The sequence below is a fragment of the Ramlibacter monticola genome (assembly GCF_016722785.1).
In the GTDB taxonomy this organism is placed as follows: domain Bacteria; phylum Pseudomonadota; class Gammaproteobacteria; order Burkholderiales; family Burkholderiaceae_C; genus Ramlibacter; species Ramlibacter monticola.
The window spans coordinates 43,406-61,544 of sequence record NZ_JAEQNE010000013.1; the positions used below are offsets into that span (position 1 = coordinate 43,406).

An 18,139-nucleotide genomic window follows, 5' to 3' on the forward strand; every position below is an offset into this window, starting at 1 on the left:
CCGCCTCCTCGTCGAGTGGGGGCAACGATGATGCCACCGGCAGGGGGGCTTGTCATGGCGGGGGCGGCCCGCGCGACGACAATTCCCCCCGGGGGCTCAGTTGAAGGCCTGGATGCCGGTGATGGCGCGGCCGAGGATCAGCGCGTGGATGTCGTGCGTGCCCTCGTAGGTGTTCACCACCTCGAGGTTGACGAGGTGGCGCGCCACGCCGAATTCGTCGCTGATGCCGTTGCCACCCATCATGTCGCGCGCCATGCGGGCGATGTCGAGCGCCTTGCCGCAGTTGTTGCGCTTGAGGATGGAGGTGACCTCCACCGGGGCGTTGCCCTCGTCCTTCATGTGCCCCAGGCGCAGGCAGCCCTGCAGGCCCAGCGAGATCTCGGTGAGCATGTCGGCCAGCTTCTTCTGCACCAGCTGGTTGGCGGCCAGCGGGCGGCCGAACTGCTTGCGGTCCAGCACGTACTGGCGGGCACGATGGAAGCAGTCCTCCGCGGCGCCCATGGCGCCCCAGGCGATGCCGTAGCGGGCGGAGTTGAGGCAGGTGAACGGGCCCTTGAGGCCGCGCACCTCGGGGAAGGCGTTCTCCTCGGGGCAGAACACTTCGTCCATCACGACCTCGCCGGTGATGGAGGCGCGCAGGCCCACCTTGCCGTGCACGGCCGGGGCGCTGAGGCCCTTCCAGCCCTTCTCCAGCACGAAGCCGCGGATCTGGCCGCCGTCGTCCTTGGCCCAGACCACGAACACGTCGGCGATCGGGCTGTTGGTGATCCACATCTTGCTGCCGCTGAGGCGGTAGCCGCCGTCGACCTTGCGGGCGCGCGTGATCATGCTGGCCGGGTCAGAGCCGTGGTTGGGCTCGGTCAGGCCGAAGCAGCCGATCCACTCGCCGGTGGCGAGCTTGGGCAGGTACTTCTGCTTGGTCTGCTCGTTGCCGAACTCGTTGATCGGCACCATCACGAGCGAGGACTGCACGCTCATCATCGAGCGGTAGCCCGAGTCCACGCGCTCGACTTCGCGCGCGACCAGGCCGTAGCAGACGTAGTTCAGGCCGGCGCCGCCGTACTGCTCGGGGATGGTCGGGCCCAGCAGGCCCAGTTCGCCCATCTCACGGAAGATGGACGCGTCGGTCTTCTCGTGGCGGAAGGCTTCCTGCACGCGGGGCAGCAGCCGTTCCTGGCAATAGGTGCGGGCCGCGTCGCGGACCTGGCGCTCGTCGTCGGTGAGCTGCGAATCCAGCAGGAAGGGATCGGCCCAGGAGAAAGTGGTTCGGTTGCTCATAGTCGTAAGAAAGCTGATGGATGGTGCGATGTTAAAGGACGCGCCCAAGCTGACGAAAGCGAAAGTTTCTGCAGCAGTTATGCTTGGGCTTCATGACTGACGAGGATGCGAGGCCATGCGCCGCAAGCTGCCTTCCACCCAGACCCTGGCCTGCTTCGAGGCGGCCGCGCGCCACCGCAGCCTGACGCGGGCCGCGCAGGAGCTCGCGCTGACGCAGGGCGCCGTGTCGCGCCAGCTCGGCCAGCTGGAGGAATTCCTCGGCGTGAAGCTGTTCAAGCGCGCCCAGCACGGCATCGCGCTCACGCCGGCGGGCGACGACTACGCCCGCAAGGTGCAACTGCGGCTGGACGCGATCGAGCGCGACGCGCTGGACCTGATGGGGCGGCAGGGCCAGGGCGAGTCGGTCACGCTGGCGGCGGTGCCGACCTTCGCCACGCGCTGGCTGATCCCGCGGCTGGCGCGACTGGCGCGCGAGCAGCCGGACCTCAACGTGCACATCGCGGCGCGCACGCGGCCCTTCCTGTTCGCGGAGAACGAGTTCGACGGCGCCATCTATGCGGGCACGCCGCAGCAGCTGGAACAGTGGGCCGGCACGCATGCCACGCTGCTGCTGCAGGAGGAAGTCGCGCCCGTGTGCAGCCCCGCGCTGCTGAAGGGCGGGCAGCCGGTCACGCCGCGCGCGCTGGCGAACCTGCCGCTGCTGCAGCAGTCGACCCGCCCCGACGCGTGGCGCGACTGGTTCACGGCACAAAGCGTGGAGGCGCCCAAGGCGATGGCCGGGCCGCGCTACGAGCTGTTCTCGATGCAGGTGGCCGCCGCCAGCTGCGGCATGGGCGTGGCCCTGGTGCCCACGCTCCTGATCCAGGGCGAACTGGCCGCGAAGACGCTGGTGCCGGCGTGCGAGAGTGGTGCGATCGCGCGCCGGGCCTATTACCTGGTGCAGCCGGAGCAGCCGGAGCGGGCCGCGGTGACCGTCTTCCGGAAGTGGTTGCTGAAGGAAGCCGGGCGTCCGTAGCCGGCTGCGCACGAAAAAAGGTCACGGCGCGAACCTTCGCCCCGTGACCGCAAGTGCAACTGCGTCGAACAGGTATCCGTCGGCGCACTGGTATTTTATACAGTTATCCGGCGGAGTTTCCGCTGGAAGACCTGGAGGGCTGGCAATGAACCTGAACGCCGTCGAAATCAAGGCCTTCGTCCCCGCGACGGACTTCGAACGCTCCAGGCAGTTCTACCTGGCACTGGGATTCGAGATTGCATGGACGTCGGACGACCTGGCCTACGTGCGCCACGGCGCGACGAGCTTCCTGCTGCAGGCCTTCGACGAGCCCGCCTTCGCGCAGAACTTCCAGATGCACTTGCTCGTCGAGGACGTGGACGACTGGCATGCGCAAGTCCAGGCCTCGGGGGTCGCGAGCCAGGCCGGCGTGAAGGTGGGCCTGCCCGAAGATCGTCCCTGGGGCATGCGCGACTTCACGCTGATCGATCCCAGCGGCGTCCTGTGGCGCATCGCGCAGAACATCGACCGCGAGGCGATCAGGTCATGAACGCCGACGGCGTCCTCCCGTCGAAGCGCAGCTTCATCCCCGGCACCCCGAACGAACTGCCCACCGCCATCGCCGTCGCCACCATCGGCGCGTCCGGCGCCACGGTGCGCTGGCGATTCGCCACGTCGGCGATCGCCACGCTGGTGAGGCGGCCCTGCTGCGTGGCCGCCATGCGGCCGTACTGCTCGTCGGCCACCAGCGCGGCGGCATAGGCGCCGAAGGCGGTGGCGAGCGTCCGGTCGAAGGCGGTCGGCGTGCCACCGCGCTGCACGTGGCCCAGGATCGCGGTGCGCACCTCGCTGCCGACCCTCTGCGAAAGGTGGTGCTCCAGCACGTTGCAGACGCCGCCCAGGCGCAGCGGATCGGGGCTGTCGGCGACCACCTGCCGCACGGCCAATTCCCCGCCCTTGGCCTTGGCGCCCTCGGCCACGCAGATCAGCGTGAAGCGCTGGCCGCCCTGCTGGCGCTCGCGGCAGATGCGCGCGATCTCCTCGATCTCGTACTCGAACTCCGGGATCAGGATGATGTCGGCGCCGCCGGCCACGCCCGCATAGAGCGCGATCCACCCGGCGTAGCGGCCCATGGTCTCCAGGATCATGACCCGGTGATGGCTCTGCGCCGTCGTGTGCAGCCGGTCCATGGCGTCGGTCGCGATGGCCACCGCGGTGTCGAAGCCGAAGGTCCGGTCGGTGTACATCAGGTCGTTGTCGATGGTCTTGGGCACGCCCACCATCGGGATGCCGAGCTGGTGCATCCGGTGCGCCATCGACATGGTGCCGTCGCCGCCGATCGCCACCACGGCATCGAGCTTCAGTTCGTCGCGCACATAGGCCACGACCTGCGCCGACACGTCCGCGTTGCCGCGCGCGTGGTAGGCGAAGGGATTGGCCTTGTTGCTGGTGCCGAGAATGGTGCCGCCGAGCGTGAGGATGCCCGACACGTCGCGGTAGGCGAGCGCGCGCGACTGCCGCTCGATCATGCCGGCGAAGCCGTCGACGAAGCCGACCACCTCGGCGCCGGCATCCTGCATCAGGCTCTTGGCGACTGCGCGGATCACCGCGTTGAGGCCGGGGCTGTCGCCGCCGCCGGTGAGGATGCCGATGCGCCTGGGTCTGGACATGGTGTTCGGGCCGCGCCCCGCGGCCGCCGGGAGGGGGCGACCATGATAAGGCGGGGCGCAGCCCGCCAGAGTGCATGTCCCGCATGCGCTCCGCCGGCGTGGCGGCCGGCGCCTACTTCGACTGGTCGACCATGAAGTCGACCGCCGCCTTCACGTCGGCGTCGGGCAGCGAGGTGTTGCCGCCCTTGGGCGGCATCGTGCCCTTCTTGCCCTGGAAGCCGCCGAGGGCGTGCTTGTAGAGGGTGTCCTTGCCCTGCGCGATGCGCGGCTTCCAGTCGTCCTTGTCGCCCGGCTTGGGCGCCCCGGTCACCCCGGCGGCGTGGCACATGGCGCAGGTGCTGCTGTACACCGTCTGGCCGCTGCCGCCCGCGCCCATCGCGGCGGTGTTGCTCGCTCCGGCGTCCATGGAGGACCCGGTGGCGGACGAAGACGACGCCAGGCTGCCCGAGGACCCGGTCGTGGACGGCGTGCTCGCCACGTTGGCGCTGCTGCTGTCGCTGGAGGACGGCGCGGTGGCGAGGCTGGCGTTGTTGTCGCTCGACGAGGGCGCGCTCGTCGACGGGGACGAGGAGGTCGATGCGGTCGTGGCGGCGTCGTCGTCGTGGCGTCCGCAGCCGGTGAGGACGGCGGCCACCGCGAGGGCCGTGGCGGCGAGCGTGAGCTTCTTCATCGGGTCTCTCCCTTGCATGTTTGGCTGGAGGTGATTCGAAAAATTCTAGGAGGACGCCTGTGCGAGCCGGGACCGGCTGCGCCTGCCAGCGGCGTCCGACAAGCACGGCCGCGAGGGACCCGGGAAAGTGCGATCGGTTCAGGATGCATTCATCGTCGCGCCCGCAAACTGCCCTCCATGCCAGGAAAGGAACTGGCCCGTCAACCCCAGGAGGTCACCATGCAATCCACGCTCCGCAAGCCCCTCGCCGCAGCCTTGCTGCTGTCTTCCGCCGCCGCCCTGCTGGCCCAGCCGGCCCTCGCCCGCGAGCAGCGCTACGTGGTGCTGCAACCGGCCGCCACCCCGGCCACGGTCTACGTGCGCGACGACGACCACGACCGCGGCTGGCGCAACGGCTGGCGCCGCGACGCGCAGGGCCCGATCATCGACGACCTGACCCCGCAACCCGGCGCGCTCATGGGCGACCGTCGCGCCACGCGCGTGTCGGCCAGCTTCACCGACCCCATGAGCGGCATCGACCTCTCCACGGTGCGCCTGCTCCTCGACGGCCGGGACGTGACCGGGTACGCCAGGATCGACCCGCTCCACATCCGCGTCGACAGCGACCTGGCGCCCGGACGCCACGTGGCGGAAGTGCTGGTGCGCGACCGCGCCGGCAACCTCGCGCGCCGCTCCTGGCAGTTCGACGTGCAAGGCCACTATGGCGAGGGCTACGGGCGTCCCTACGGCTGGCGCCGCTGATCCCGCGCCGCGGGCGCCGGGCGACCCCACGTGAGCAGGCGTAACAGTGAAGCCGTTCGTGCTTCCGTTGCGCCACCGCGTCGGGATCGCCCGCCGTTCACCCAAGTTGACGTCCGTTCATATTGCGTTCAGGCAGGCCCCCCTAAGCTGCAAGCACAACGATTCTCAAGGAGTCCCCATGAACCGCAGCGCTCTTGCTACCGCCCTCCTGCTGGCCACCGTGGCCGGCACCGGGCACGCCCAGAGCTTCAATGACCAGGCCCGCGTGCGGGCGGTCGAACCGCAGTACGAAACCGTCCAGGTGCCGCGCCAGGAGTGCACCAGCCAGTGGGTGCAGGACGCCCCGCGCGCGGCCGCCCCCATGGGCGGCTACGGCGGCGTCATCATCGGCGGCGTGGCGGGTGGCCTGCTGGGCAACCAGGTCGGCAAGGGCCATGGCAAGGAGGCGGCGACCGCGGCCGGCGCCGTTGTCGGCGCGATCGCCGGCGACCGCATCGCCAACAACGGCGCCGTCGCCGCGCCGGCGCCGGAGGCGCGCGAGGTGCGCTCCTGCCACACCGTCTACGACGCGCAGAACCGGCTGACCGGCTATCGTGTCGTCTACGATTACCGGGGCGTGGAAGCCAGCACGGTCCTGCGCGAGCAGCCCGGCGCGACGATCCCGGTGCGCGTGTCCGTGACGCCGGTCGAGCCGGATTACCATCGACGTTGACGACCCTTTCCAGCCACCCGCCATGCACCTCGCCCGCAAGCTGATCCTCACTGCCGCACTGGCCGCCGTCCTGCCCGCCTGGGCAGACGTCAGCCGGGACGACGCGGCCGCGATCGCGCAGCGCGTGAGCCAGGGGCGGGTGCTGGCCGTGGAGCGGTCGGAGGCGGGCAACCGCCCCGTCTGGCGCGTCAAGGTGGTGACGCCCGCCGGCGACGTGCGCGTCGTCCTGATCGACATGGCGACCGGCCGCCCCCTCTGACGCGGGGAGGCCTGCCATGCGCCTGCTGCTGATCGAGGACGAGGCCGCGCTGCGGCTGACACTCCAGCGCCAGCTCGAAGCCGACGGCTACCGCGTGGACGTGGCCGTCGACGGCGAGGAGGGCCTCTTCCTGGCCCAGGAATACCCCTTCGACCTCGCCATCGTCGACCTCGGCCTGCCCAAGCTCGGCGGCCTGGCCATCGTGCAGAAGCTGCGCTCCGAAGGGCGCGCGACGCCGATCCTGATCCTGACGGCGCGCAGCACCTGGCAGGACAAGGTGGTGGGCCTGGAAGCCGGCGCCGACGACTACCTGGTCAAGCCCTTCGAATACCCCGAACTGGCCGCCCGCGTGAAGGCGCTGCTGCGTCGCTCGCTCAAGGCGACGACCGACGTACTGACGCTGGGACCGGTCAGCATCGATTTCGCCGGCCAGGCGGTGAAGCTGGACGGACACGCGCTGGAACTGACCGCCTACGAATACCGCCTGCTGGAATACCTGGTGCGCGAACGCGCCCGGGTCGTGACCAAGCAGGAGCTGTCGGATTACCTCTATCCGCACGGCGACGACCGCGACAGCAACGTGCTGGAAGTGCTGGTCGGGCGCCTGCGCCGCAAGCTCGATCCAGAAGGCAGCCTCGCGCCCATCGAAACCCTGCGCGGGCGCGGCTACCGTTTCACGCTGGGATGACGCCCGGCTATTCGCTCCGCGCCCGCCTGCTCCTCGGCGCCGCGGTGGTGCTGCTGTTCTTCATGGCCGGCGCCGGCATCGCGGTGCAGCGCGCGCATGCCGACAGCGTGCGGGCCGTGCACTACGGCCGCCTGCAAGGCACCGTGTACCTGCTGCTGGCGCGCGCGGAAGTCGACGCGACCGGCGCGCTGGTGATGCCGGCGGGCTTCGCCGAGCCCCGGCTGACGCTGCCCGGCTCCGGCCTCTACGCCAGCATCTTCAACGTGGATCGCAACGAGGAATGGCGCTCCTCCTCCACCGTGGGCATCGACGCGCCGTTCCGCCGCCGCCTGGAGACCGGCCGCTGGCAGTTCGAGATGGTGGAGCGCGGCGGGCGCGCGTACATGGGCGCCACCTACGCCGTGAACTGGGAGGCCGGCGCGCGGCCCGCGTCGCTGGTGCTGTCCGTGCTGGAGGACGAGACAGAGTTCCGGCACGAGGTCGTGGTGTTCGCGCGCACGCTATGGTCCTGGCTGGGCGGCGCGGGCCTGCTGCTGCTGCTGACGCAGTTGCTGCTGCTGCAGTGGGGCCTGGCGCCGCTGCGCCAGGTGGCGGGCGAGATCCAGCGGGTGGAGGGCGGCGAGCAGTCGAAGATCGAGGGCCGCTACCCGACCGAACTCTCCGGCCTCACCGACAACCTCAACGCGCTGATCCAGCAGGAGCGGGTGCGGCAGACGCGCTACAAGGAAGCGCTGAGCTACCTGGCGCACAGCCTCAAGACGCCGCTGGCGGTGCTGCGCAGCGCCCTGCAGGAACCGGCGCAGCTGCCGCAGGCCGTCGCCCAGCAGGTCACGCGCATGGACGACATCGTCCAGCACCAGCTGGGCCGCGCGGCCGCGGGCGGCGTGACGCGCTTCGCCCCCGCGGTGCCGCTCGCGCCGGTGCTGGAGCGCATCCGCGAGGCGCTGGCCAAGGTCTATGCCGACAAGGGCATCGCCTTCCGCGTGGACTGCCCCGCCGACCTCGCCTGGCGCATCGACGAGGGCGACCTGTTCGAGATGATGGGCAACCTCATGGACAACGCAGCCAAGTGGGCCGGCAAGGCCGTGACGGTGCGTGCGCGCCGGGAGGCCGCCGGGCTGCGGCTGCAGGTCGACGACGACGGCCCGGGCTTCAGCGACACCCGCTCGGTGCTGCAGCTGCACGTGCGCGGCGACGAACGGGTCCCGGGGCATGGCGTCGGCCTGGCGGTGGTGAAGGACCTGGTCGACAGCCACCGGGGCGAACTGCAACTGCTGCGTTCGGAAATGGGCGGCGCGCGCGTGGACATCGCCTTGCCGGCCGCCTGAGCTTCGTGCAATAAATGGCACTTGCGGCCGCGGCAGGGCACTGCCGGGCCGTGCGGCCTTGCATTCGGGGCGCGCGCTGCCAAGTGGTCCAGCGCGTGGCCTCGTGGGGGGCCTTCACCGGGACGACAACCATGTGGAAACGCCTCACCCTCCTGTGGACCCTGCTGCGCGGCGACGCTCGCCAGCTCTGGTTCGCGCTGCGCCACCCGGCCGCGCCGAGGTGGCTGAAGATCGGCACGGTGCTGGTCGTGCTGTACCTGCTGTCGCCGGTGGACCTGATCCCGGACGCGATCCCCTTCGTGGGCGCGCTCGACGACCTGGTGCTGGTGCCGCTGGCGATCCGCTGGCTGCTCAAGCGCCTGCCGCCGGAGATCGCCGCGGCCACGCGGCGCTGACGCGGCCAGGCCAGGGGGCAGGTCCCGCCTCCGTGTTTACCCTCATGGGTGTCTCCTCCACGCCGTCGTGGGGCGGCGGCGCCGTTGACATCCGTCAAGCGGGCGCACTGCACCGGGCGACGCGCAGCAGGCCACCTGTGCCATCCTCCATTTCGATGAGCCAAGCGATCTTCCTGACTGCGGCGCGCACTGTGGGGCGCCCCGGCTGCGCGCCCCTGCAGGTGCTGGCACGCCCGGTCGGTGGCGCTTGCAACCTGCGCTGCAGCCTCTGCCCCGAGGCGGGGAACCGGCAGGACGCCCGCATGGACGAGGGCACGCTCGAGGCGCTGGTGCGCGGCGCGCTGCAGGCGCAGGACGAACGCGACGTCCATTTCGCCTGGCAGGGCGGCGAGGCCACGCTGCGCGGCATCGACTTCTTCCGGCAGGCCCTCGCGCTGCAGCGACAGCACGCCGGCGACCGGACCGTCCGCAACACGCTGCACACCAACGGCACCCTCCTGGACGCCGAATGGGCCGCGTTCCTGGCCGAGGGCGGCTTCGGCGTGACGCTGCACATCGACGGCCCGCCGGAGCTGCAAGGCGCGGCCCAAGACGCAGGCTCCGACCTCCTGCGGCCCGGCATCGAGCACCTGAAAGCCCGCGGCATCGCCTTCCAGGTCCAGACCGCGGTAAGCGCGCGCAACGCCCAGCACCCGCTCGCGGTGTACCGCTACCTGAAGTCGCTCGGCGCGCGGCAGATGCAATTCGTCCCGCTGGTGCAGGCCCGGACCGTCCCCGCCGGGGAGCGCCGCGGCGCGCGGGGGATCGAGCCTTCGCGCTGCAGCGTGGGTTCCGTGGCCTACGGACGTTTCCTCACCACCGTGTTCGGCGAATGGGTCCGGCGCGACGTCGGCAGCGTGTTCGTGCACCTGTTCGACAGCGCCCTGCACGCCTGGATCCACGGACACCCGAGCGTGTGCAGCTTCGGCGAGACCTGCGAGCCCAAGCTCGCGGTCGAGCCCGACGGCTCCGTGTATGCCTGCGAGCGCTACCTCGACGAGGACCACTGCCTCGGCCGTCTGTCCGAGCAGCCGTTCGCCGAGCTGCTGGCCGCGCGGCAGCAGCGCGCCTTCGAGGCCGCCAAGCGCGACACGCTCAGCGCCCAGTGCCGCCGCTGCGACGTGCTGGCAGCCTGCCGCGGCGGCTGTCCGCGCCACCGCTTCCTCCACGCGCCGGGCGGCGGCCCGGCCGAGAGCTATCTCTGCACGGGCTACCGCCACTTCTTCCGTTCGGTGGCGCCGCACATCCGCGCGATGGCGACGCTGCTGCGCCAGGGCCGCCCCGCCTCCGACGTGATGCGTTTCGCCCCGCGCTGACTCGCGGCGCGCGGAAGAGCATCCGCCCGCCCCGCCAGCGAGTAAATTGAAGCGTTGACGCGGGAGGCCGCCATGATGCAGGAGCAGGTCCATGTCGGACCCGGCCGGCTGCCGGGCGAGCTGGCCGTGCCGGAGCGCGCCGCGGGCCTCGTGCTGTTCGCGCACGGCAGCGGCAGCAGCCGGCTGAGCCCGCGCAACGTGTTCGTCGCGCAGCAACTGCAGGCGCGCGGCCTGGGCACCCTGCTGTTCGACCTGCTCACCGAGGGCGAGGCGCGCAACCGCGTCAACGTGTTCCAGATCGAGCTGCTCGGGCAACGGCTGGTGGAGGCCATCGCCTGGGTGCGCGAGCGCGGCGACATCGGCGCCATGCGGATCGGCCTGTTCGGCGCCAGTACCGGCGCCGCTGGCGCGCTGCTCGCAGCGGCGCAACGGCCCGGCGACGTGCTGGCGGTGGTGTCGCGCGGCGGCCGGCCGGACCTCGCCGGCGCGGCCCTGCCGCGCGTGCGCGCCCCCACCCTGCTGCTGGTGGGCGGCGCCGACACCGAGGTGCTGGGCCTGAACCGCCAGGCCTTCGAACACCTCGCATGCGAGAAGCGGCTGGACATCGTGCCCGGCGCGACCCACCTGTTCGAGGAAGCCGGGACGCTGGAACGCGTCGCGGAGCTCGCCGGCGACTGGCTGCTGCAGCACCTGCAGCCCGCGGGCTGAAGCCCCCGGGTCGGTGATACTCCCGCTTTTGCACAGCTGCCGCGAGAGCACTTCATGACCCGTTGCCTGCAGGTGATTGCCGACGACCTTTCGGGCGCCGCCGAGTGCGCCGCGGCGCTGGCGCAGGCTTCGGTCAGCCCCGCGCCGCTGGTGGTGACCGGGCCGCCCCCCGTCGGCGGCAACTGGGTGGTCGACAGCGACTCGCGCGCGCTGGATGCGCCGGCCGCCGCGGCGCGGGTCGCCGCGATCGTGCGCGAGGCCAGCGCCCACCGCACCCCCGGCGACCTCCTGTTCAAGAAGATCGATTCGACGCTGCGCGGCCACGTCGCCGAGGAACTGCGGGCCGTGTTCGACGTGCCCGGCGCGGTGCAGGCCGCGATCGTGTGCACCGCCCTGCCGACCCAGGGCCGCACGCTCAAGGAAGGCATCCTGCACGTGCACGGGCAGCCCCGCTGCGACGCGTCGGGCCGGGCGATGGACCTGCCGCGGATGCTCGCTTCCGTCGACGAGCACCTGCTGCTGCTGCGGCCGGTCAAGACGCAGACCGCCGCCGCCCTCGCCCGCGAGCTGCTGTCCGTCCTGGAACGCGGCACCCGCGTGATCGTGGTGGACGCCGCCGACGCGGAGGACCTGCGGCGGCTCGCGCTGGCGATCGTCATCGTGTCGCGCAGCTACCGGCTGCTGGCGGTAGGCGCCGCCGGCCTGGCCAAGGCGCTCGCCACCGAGCTGCTGCAGGCGGGCGGGCCGGAGCACCCGATGCTGGCGCCCAGCCGCGACCATCCTCCCATCGTCGCGGTGGTCGGCAGCTTCTCCCCGGTGACGACGCAGCAGGTCGACGAGCTGGCGATGCAGTCCGACGTGCACGTGGCGCAGCTGGACGCCTCGGCGTGGGTCGAGGACCGGCCCGCCGTCGCGAGGCTGCTGGCGGATGCGCAGGGCCACGTCGTGCGCGGCGACCCGGTGGTGCTGGCCGTGGCCGGCGCCGTGCCGCCGGCCTCCACGCGCGAGCTGGTGCGGTGCATGGCGGAGGCCGCCGAACCCCTCCTGCGCGGCGCCTCGACGCTGGTGCTGACCGGCGGGGACACCGCCCGCTCGGTGCTGGACCGCCTCGGCGTGGCGCAGCTGCAGGTGCTGGGCGAACTCGAGCCCGGCATCTGCCTCAGCCGCGACGGCGCGCGCTTCGTCGTCACCAAGGCCGGCGGCTTCGGCGACAGCCAGTCGCTCGTGCGGGTGTTGCGCCATCTGCGCGCCGTCTCGGCCGCCAAGGAAGGACCGGAAAAAAAGGTATGACCCAGCCCCTCATCGGCATCACGATGGGCGACCCGTGCGGCGTCGGCCCCGAGATCATCGCCAAGGCCTTCGCGCGGCGCGACGTGCAGGAGCGCGTCGCAGCCGTGGTGCTGGGCGACCCCGACCGGCTGCGGCAGGCCGCCGGCCTCACGCGCAGCGGCGTGCAGGTGCGCGAAGTGGAGCGCTGCGCCGAGGTGCGTGCCGCGCCCGGCGTGGTCCATTGCCTGCGCGTGGGCGAAAGCACCACCGCGCTGCCCTTCGGCCAGCTGCGGCCCGCCGGCGGCGCGGCCGCCTACGCCTACATCGCGGCGGCCGTGCGGCTCGCGCAGGCCGGCGAACTGGTCTCCATCTGCACCGCGCCCCTGAACAAGGAGGCGCTGCACGCGGCGGGGCACCGCTATCCGGGCCACACCGAGATGCTGGCGAAGCTCACCGGCACGCCGGAGGTCTCGATGCTGCTGATGGCGCCGCGCCTGCGCGTGATCCACGTGACGACGCACATCGGGCTGCTGGATGCCGTCGAACGCATCGAACCGGGGCTGGTCGAACGCACCATCGCGCGCGGCTATACGCTGCTGCAGCGCGCCGGCATCCCCGCGCCCCGCGTCTGCGTCTGCGGCATCAACCCGCATGCGGGCGAGAACGGCCTGTTCGGCCGCGGCGAGGAGGGCCGCAAGATCCAGCCGGCCGTGGACGCCTGCCGCGCCCGCGGCTGGGACGTGCAGGGCCCGCTGCCCGCCGACACCCTGTTCTACCGCGCCACGCGCGGCGACTTCGACCTGGTGGTGGCCATGTACCACGACCAGGGCCACGGCCCGGTGAAGGTGCTGGGGCTGGACGCCGGCGTCAACGTGACGGTGGGACTGCCCTTCGTGCGCACCTCGGTCGACCACGGCACCGCCTTCGACATCGCGGGCAAGGGCGTGGCCGACGAGCGCAGCCTGGTCGAGGCGCTGCGGCAAGCGGTGGAGCTCGCGCCCGCGGTCGCCTGAGCCTGGCTGCCGCAGGCAACGGGCGGCGTCAATAGCACGTTGTTAGGAAACTCGCTAGTACCAACATAGGTGATGCATCGTCTGGCTCTGCCCGACCGCGGTAGGCAGACTTCCTCATGTCGTAAGGGAAGAAACCAGATGTACCGGAACCAGATCAATTTGCCTCGAGCGGAGCCTGGGTCGGTCGGCAGCCATGCCTACCGGCTGAAGCACTGGCCGCAGATTCCGGACCGGTTCCGCACTGCCAAGGTGCTGCGGGCCTGCAGCCGGATGAGCGTCGGTCCGGTCACCGCCGGCTGGCTGCACACCCACCTCGGTCTCGACGAGGCCGCGGCCTCGGTATTGCTCGACGACCTGGTCGGCCAGGGCGCCCTCGAGCGCATCGAACTCGCCGGCCGCGCCATGGCGCGGCCGGCACCTGCGTGCACGGTGCCCGCGCCGGAAGTGACCCTGGCCGAGCGCGTGGCCCGGCGCCTGTCGTGGCGACACGCCGCGGTGGCCGCCCTTCTCTGCTGGGGGATCTCGGCGGCGATGGAGGACAGCCGACCCGGCACGCCGGGCCCGATCGCCTTCCCGGCCCAGCCCGCCCCTGTCGGCTGATCCGCCGGAGCCCCGCTAGCGCAGCAGCGCGCCGGAGGGCCCGGGGGCCCGCTGCAGCACGACGCTCGAGCCGGCGATGCGCATCGTCCCGTCGTGCGAGACGTCCACCAGCCGGCCGTCGGTCAGGTGGTATTCCGCGACGCCGGTCGATTCCCAGTCCTGGGGCGCGTGCGTGAACGGGACCTCCGGGGCCATCCGTTCGTAACCGCAGACCTTGTAGCGCTGCCCGTCGGAGCCGTTCGCGGCAAAGGATTCCAGGAAATGCAGGCGGTGGTCCATGTCGACCTCCTTCGACGAAGACGGGCTGCCGCGCTTGGGGACGGCAGCCCCGTCGATCCATCTTAGTTCGCGCAGCGGCCCTTCGCCATGAAGGGGTTCAGGCCAGCCGCAAGGCCTGCAGTTCGGGGATGTGGCGCTCGATGGCCCGGCCGATGTCGCCGGCGGCCACCAGGTGGTGCATGGCCTCGATGTCGCGGGCCAGGCTGCGGTCGGCCGGCATCGCCGGCGAGACGCTGCGCACCAGGCGCAGCACGCCCTCCAGCGCCGGCGCGCTGGCCAGCGGCCGCAGGAACTCGATGCCCTGCGCCGCCGCGAGCAGCTCGATGGCGACGATGTGCCCGGTGTTGGCCAGCATCTGCTGCAGGCGGCGGGCCGCGAAGGTGGCCATGCTCACGTGGTCTTCCTGGTTGGCCGAGGTGGGCAGGCTGTCCACGCTGGCGGGATGGGCCAGAGACTTGTTCTCCGAAGCGAGCGCCGCCGCCGTCACGTGCACGATCATGAAGCCGGAGTTGAGCCCCGGCTCGGGCGCCAGGAAGGGCGGCAGGCGCGACACCACCGTGTCCACCAGCATCGCCACGCGCCGCTCCGCGATCGCGCCGACCTCCGCGATCGCCACGGCCATGGCATCGGCGGCCAGCGCCACCGGCTCGGCGTGGAAGTTGCCGCCCGACAGCATCTCGCCGCCCTCGGCGAACACCAGCGGGTTGTCGGTCACCGCGTTGGCTTCGCGCAGCAGCACCTGCGCGGCGCAGCGCAGTTGGTCGAGGCAGGCACCCATCACCTGCGGCTGGCAGCGCAGGCAGTACGGGTCCTGCACGCGGTCATCTCCCACCAGGTGCGAGCGGCGGATCTCGCTGCCGACCAGCAGCGAGCGGTACGCGGCCGCGCAATCGATCTGGCCCGGCTGGCCGCGCAGCGCGTGGATGCGCGGATCGAAGGGGGCGTCGCTGCCGCGCGCGGCATCAAGCGTCAGCGCGCCGGCGATCACCGCGGCCTCGAACAGGCGGTCGGCCGCGAACAGCGCGTCCAGCGCCAGCGCGTTGGAAACCTGGGTGCCGTTGATCAGCGCGAGGCCTTCCTTGGGCCCCAACTGCAGCGCTTGCAGCCCTGCCCGCTCCAGCGCCGCGGCGCCCGGAATGCGCTCGCCTTCGAAGAAGGCTTCGCCCTCGCCGATCAGGGGCAGCGACAGGTGCGCCAGCGGCGCCAGGTCGCCCGAGGCGCCGACCGAGCCCTGGCAGGGGATCACCGGGAGCACGCCGCGGTCGTGCAGCGCGAGGAGTCCGTCCACCACCTCCTCGCGCACGCCGGAGTAGCCGCGCGCGAGGCTCGCCGCCTTCAGCAGCAGGATCATGCGCACCACGCGCTCCGTCAACGGCGCGCCCACCCCCACCGCGTGCGAGCGCAGCAGCTTCAGTTGCAGCATGGCGAGGTCCTCGCGGGCGATGCGCGTGCTGGCCAGCTTGCCGAAGCCGGTGTTGACGCCGTAGACCGGCGTATCGCCGGCGCCGGCGCGCCGCACGGTCTCCGCGCCGGCCCGGATCGCGCCGCGGCAGGACGCATCGAGCTTGACGCGGGGTCGCTCCGGCGCCTCCCACAAGCGCCGCAGCTGGGCCAGCGTGAGCTGGCCGGGCACGAGGATTTCGGCCTGCGTCATCCGCACATCGGCAGCGTCACGTTCGCGGCCAGCTCGTCCGGCCGCCTCGATCCGCCCGTTGGCGCAGCTCGGCTGCGTGCCGCGCGGGGCCTGCACGGCGGGGGAGGATAGGAAGATCGCGAGTGATCGGGCATGGACGGACTCCCGGTGAGGCAAGCCACGCACGGCGGCCCTTCCCGGCGAGGATACGATGGGGCGCACCCGCATGGAGGCATAGTCACGATGGCCCTGCACCTCTGGACCAATGCGCTCATCGCCACGATGGCCCCGGACGCGCCGGAGCCCTACGGCCTGATCCCGGACGGCGCGCTGGCCGTCCAGGACGGCCGCATCGCCTGGGTCGGCCCGCGCAAGGATCTGCCGCTCGCCCTGGACGATGCCGCCACCGCCTACGACGCGCAGGGCGCGCTCGTCACGCCGGGGCTGATCGACTGCCACACGCACCTGGTCTACGCCGGCGACCGCGCCACCGAATTCGAGGCGCGCCTGAACGGCGCCAGCTACGAGGAGATCGCGCGCGCCGGCGGCGGCGTCCTGTCGACGGTGCGGGCCACCCGGGCGGCCGACGAGGACAGCCTGATCAGGCAGTCGGCCCGGCGGCTGCGTGCGCTGCGCGCCGGCGGCGCCACCACGGTGGAGATCAAGTCGGGCTACGGCCTCTCGCAGGAGCACGAGGCGAAGTGCCTGCGGGTGGCGCGGCGGCTGGCCGAGGAGGAGGACCTCAGCGTGCGCACCACCTTCCTCGGCGCCCACGCGCTGCCGCCGGAGTTCGCCGGTCGGCCCGACGACTACATCGCCGAGGTCTGCCGCATGCTGCCCGTCCTGCGGGCCGAAGGCCTGGTCGACGCCGTCGACGCCTTCTGCGAGGGCATCGCCTTCTCGCCCGCGCAGACGCAGCGGGTCTTCGAGGCGGCGCGCGCGCTCGGACTGCCGGTCAAGCTGCATGCGGAACAGCTGAGCGACAGCGCCGGCGCGCAACTGGCGGCTTCGTACGGAGCCCTGAGCTGCGACCACCTGGAGTGGCTGAACGAAGATGGCGCCCGCGCGATGGCGCAGGCGGGCAGCGTCGCGGTGCTGCTGCCGGGCGCCTTCTACTGCCTGCGCGAGACGCGCGTGCCGCCGGTCGACCTGCTGCGCCGGTATGGGGTCCCGCTGGCCGTGGCGACCGACTGCAATCCGGGAACCTCTCCGTGCACCTCCCTGCTGCTGATGATGAACATGGCCTGCACCCTGTTCGGGCTCACGCCGCAGGAGGCCCTGGCCGGCGTGACGCGCAACGCGGCGCGGGCGCTGGGCCTCGCCGACCGCGGCGTGCTCGCGCGCGGGCTGCGCGCCGACTTCGTGCTGTGGGATGCGCACAATCCCGCCGAACTCTCCTATGCGCTCGGCATCAACCCCCGGCGCGTCACGTGCATCGAAGGACAGCCGGCATGAGCTTCCGCCTGCGCCAGGGCAGCGCACCGCTGCTCGTGAGCCTGCCGCACCTGGGCACCGAGATCCCGCCGGCGCTGCGGGGCAACTACACCCTTGTCCTCGATGGCCGCTTCAAGGGCGGCTACATCGCGCGGCACTACGGCCGGCCCGCGGAGCACGTGCATGCCGTGCAACTGGAGATGGGGCAGCGCACCTACATGCGCGAGGAGCCGCCTTACGACTGGGATGCGCTCCGCGCGGCGGAGGTGCAACCGGTGGTGCGCGCCATGGTGGAGGCCGCGCTCGCGGCCTGCCGCCGGCTGCATGGCTGAAGGCCGCATGCTCCTCGACGAGACGCTGCGGGCCCAGGTGCGCGACAGCCTGGCCCGCTGGGACCGGCTCGCCGCACAGCCGACCAGCCATCGCCCAGCCGCCGTGGCGCTCACGCTGGTGGAGGAAGGGCCGGGCGCCGCGCTGGAACGCGTCGCGCCGCCTGGCGACTGGAGCCGCGATGCCGCCATCCTGCTGACACGCCGCTCGCTGCACCTGCGCCACCATGCGGGCCAGTGGGCGTTGCCCGGCGGCCGCATCGACGAAGGCGAGACGGCGGAACAGGCCGCCCTGCGCGAACTGCACGAGGAGGTGGGCCTGGACCTGCCGCCCCAGAGCATCCTCGGCACGCTCGACGACTATGTGACGCGGTCCGGCTTCGCGATCACGCCGGTCGTCGTGTGGGGCGGCGAGGCCCGCGCCACGGCTCCGAGCCCCGACGAAGTGGCGAGCATCCACCGCATCCCGCTGCGCGAATTCCTGCGCGCCGATGCGCCCCTGCTGGAGCCCTGCCCCGACAGCGTGCATCCGACCCTGCGCATGCCGGTCGGCGCCGGCTGGATCGCCGCGCCGACGGCGGCCTTTCTGTACCAGTTCCGCGAATGCTGCCTGCTGGGTCGGCCGACGCGTGTCGCGCACTTCGAGCAACCGGAGTTCGCACGAAAGTAGTCACCTCGGAAAACCCATCGCCCTAAATGTCGGAAATGAGGGGTTTTGCCGTCACTGCTCATCCTTACTTTGTCAAAATTGACGGAATAAAGCGATAAAACGGCGTGCCATCGG

The 18,139-nt window shown here is 71.8% G+C and carries 21 protein-coding genes; 16 read left to right on the forward strand and 5 right to left on the reverse strand.

The window, feature by feature from the left end; translation table 11 throughout:
* Nucleotides 1-96: 96 nt before the first annotated feature.
* Entirely contained in the window at nt 97-1,278 is a 1,182-nt protein-coding gene (locus tag JJ685_RS29215; RefSeq protein WP_201677918.1) for an acyl-CoA dehydrogenase, read from the reverse strand.
* 115 nt (nt 1,279-1,393) lie between these two features.
* On the opposite strand from JJ685_RS29215, the gene JJ685_RS29220 reads away from it, so the two are divergent.
* Both JJ685_RS29220 and JJ685_RS29225 read left to right on the forward strand, forming a co-directional pair.
* Nucleotides 1,394-2,293 (forward strand): LysR substrate-binding domain-containing protein, encoded by a 900-nt coding sequence (locus tag JJ685_RS29220; protein WP_201677919.1) that lies wholly within the window; start codon nt 1,394-1,396, stop codon nt 2,291-2,293.
* A gap of 145 nt (nt 2,294-2,438) precedes the next feature.
* Nucleotides 2,439-2,822, forward strand: coding sequence for a VOC family protein (locus tag JJ685_RS29225; protein WP_201677920.1), 384 nt, complete (start codon nt 2,439-2,441; stop codon nt 2,820-2,822).
* Here JJ685_RS29225 and JJ685_RS29230 read toward each other — a convergent pair.
* Both JJ685_RS29230 and JJ685_RS30350 read right to left on the reverse strand, forming a co-directional pair.
* The gene (locus JJ685_RS29230) at nt 2,812-3,942 is read right to left on the reverse strand and encodes a 6-phosphofructokinase (RefSeq protein ID WP_201677921.1); all 1,131 of its coding nucleotides are present in this window, start codon (nt 3,940-3,942) and stop codon (nt 2,812-2,814) included. The two genes, JJ685_RS29225 and JJ685_RS29230, sit on opposite strands and share 11 nt — an antisense overlap.
* Nucleotides 3,943-4,054: 112 nt before the next feature.
* A complete protein-coding gene (locus tag JJ685_RS30350) occupies nt 4,055-4,612 on the reverse strand; it encodes a c-type cytochrome (RefSeq protein ID WP_201677922.1) in 558 nt (185 codons plus the stop codon).
* A gap of 219 nt (nt 4,613-4,831) precedes the next feature.
* Here JJ685_RS30350 and JJ685_RS29240 point away from each other — a divergent pair, with 219 nt between their 5' ends.
* From JJ685_RS29240 to JJ685_RS29290, 11 genes are all read left to right on the forward strand, one after another.
* Nucleotides 4,832-5,353, forward strand: a complete 522-nt coding sequence (locus tag JJ685_RS29240; RefSeq protein ID WP_201677923.1) for a hypothetical protein — start codon at nt 4,832-4,834, stop codon at nt 5,351-5,353.
* A 178-nt stretch (nt 5,354-5,531) separates the two neighbouring features.
* A complete protein-coding gene (locus tag JJ685_RS29245) occupies nt 5,532-6,065 on the forward strand; it encodes a glycine zipper 2TM domain-containing protein (protein ID WP_201677924.1) in 534 nt (177 codons plus the stop codon).
* 22 nt (nt 6,066-6,087) lie between these two features.
* Nucleotides 6,088-6,324 carry a PepSY domain-containing protein gene (locus JJ685_RS29250; protein WP_201677925.1) on the forward strand — a complete coding sequence of 79 codons (237 nt, stop codon included), beginning with the start codon at nt 6,088-6,090 and terminating at the stop codon, nt 6,322-6,324.
* 16 nt (nt 6,325-6,340) lie between these two features.
* Nucleotides 6,341-7,012 carry a response regulator transcription factor gene (locus tag JJ685_RS29255; protein WP_201677926.1) on the forward strand — a complete coding sequence of 224 codons (672 nt, stop codon included), beginning with the start codon at nt 6,341-6,343 and terminating at the stop codon, nt 7,010-7,012.
* Complete coding sequence (locus tag JJ685_RS29260; protein WP_201677927.1) at nt 7,009-8,340, forward strand: ATP-binding protein; 1,332 nt, start codon at nt 7,009-7,011, stop codon at nt 8,338-8,340. The genes JJ685_RS29255 and JJ685_RS29260 overlap by 4 nt, the downstream gene beginning before the upstream one ends.
* Nucleotides 8,341-8,471: 131 nt before the next feature.
* Nucleotides 8,472-8,735: a YkvA family protein gene (locus JJ685_RS29265; RefSeq protein WP_201677928.1), complete on the forward strand. Its 264-nt coding sequence runs from the start codon at nt 8,472-8,474 to the stop codon at nt 8,733-8,735.
* A 155-nt stretch (nt 8,736-8,890) separates the two neighbouring features.
* Entirely contained in the window at nt 8,891-10,090 is a 1,200-nt protein-coding gene (locus JJ685_RS29270; RefSeq protein WP_201677929.1) for a radical SAM/SPASM domain-containing protein, read from the forward strand.
* A 72-nt stretch (nt 10,091-10,162) separates the two neighbouring features.
* Nucleotides 10,163-10,798 carry a dienelactone hydrolase family protein gene (locus JJ685_RS29275; RefSeq protein WP_201677930.1) on the forward strand — a complete coding sequence of 212 codons (636 nt, stop codon included), beginning with the start codon at nt 10,163-10,165 and terminating at the stop codon, nt 10,796-10,798.
* A 54-nt stretch (nt 10,799-10,852) separates the two neighbouring features.
* Nucleotides 10,853-12,088 (forward strand): four-carbon acid sugar kinase family protein, encoded by a 1,236-nt coding sequence (locus tag JJ685_RS29280; protein ID WP_201677931.1) that lies wholly within the window; start codon nt 10,853-10,855, stop codon nt 12,086-12,088.
* Entirely contained in the window at nt 12,085-13,080 is a 996-nt protein-coding gene (gene pdxA / locus JJ685_RS29285; RefSeq protein ID WP_201677932.1) for a 4-hydroxythreonine-4-phosphate dehydrogenase PdxA, read from the forward strand. The genes JJ685_RS29280 and pdxA overlap by 4 nt, the downstream gene beginning before the upstream one ends.
* Before the next feature lie 138 nt (nt 13,081-13,218).
* Nucleotides 13,219-13,680 (forward strand): hypothetical protein, encoded by a 462-nt coding sequence (locus JJ685_RS29290; protein ID WP_201677933.1) that lies wholly within the window; start codon nt 13,219-13,221, stop codon nt 13,678-13,680.
* Nucleotides 13,681-13,695: 15 nt separating this feature from the next.
* On the opposite strand, the gene JJ685_RS29295 is transcribed toward JJ685_RS29290, so the two are convergent.
* Both JJ685_RS29295 and hutH read right to left on the reverse strand, forming a co-directional pair.
* Nucleotides 13,696-13,959 carry a hypothetical protein gene (locus tag JJ685_RS29295; protein ID WP_201677934.1) on the reverse strand — a complete coding sequence of 88 codons (264 nt, stop codon included), beginning with the start codon at nt 13,957-13,959 and terminating at the stop codon, nt 13,696-13,698.
* A 97-nt stretch (nt 13,960-14,056) separates the two neighbouring features.
* Nucleotides 14,057-15,613, reverse strand: coding sequence for a histidine ammonia-lyase (hutH, locus tag JJ685_RS29300; RefSeq protein WP_201677935.1), 1,557 nt, complete (start codon nt 15,611-15,613; stop codon nt 14,057-14,059).
* A 222-nt stretch (nt 15,614-15,835) separates the two neighbouring features.
* Here hutH and hutI point away from each other — a divergent pair, with 222 nt between their 5' ends.
* Genes hutI through JJ685_RS29315 form a run of 3 tightly spaced genes read left to right on the forward strand, consistent with a single transcriptional unit; the run spans nt 15,836 to nt 18,025 of the window.
* Nucleotides 15,836-17,047, forward strand: coding sequence for an imidazolonepropionase (gene hutI / locus JJ685_RS29305; protein WP_201677936.1), 1,212 nt, complete (start codon nt 15,836-15,838; stop codon nt 17,045-17,047).
* Complete coding sequence (locus tag JJ685_RS29310) at nt 17,044-17,358, forward strand: N-formylglutamate amidohydrolase (protein ID WP_201677937.1); 315 nt, start codon at nt 17,044-17,046, stop codon at nt 17,356-17,358. Before hutI ends, JJ685_RS29310 begins: the two co-directional genes overlap by 4 nt.
* A 7-nt stretch (nt 17,359-17,365) precedes the next feature.
* Nucleotides 17,366-18,025: an NUDIX hydrolase gene (locus JJ685_RS29315; protein WP_236599382.1), complete on the forward strand. Its 660-nt coding sequence runs from the start codon at nt 17,366-17,368 to the stop codon at nt 18,023-18,025.
* Nucleotides 18,026-18,139: the final 114 nt, after the last annotated feature.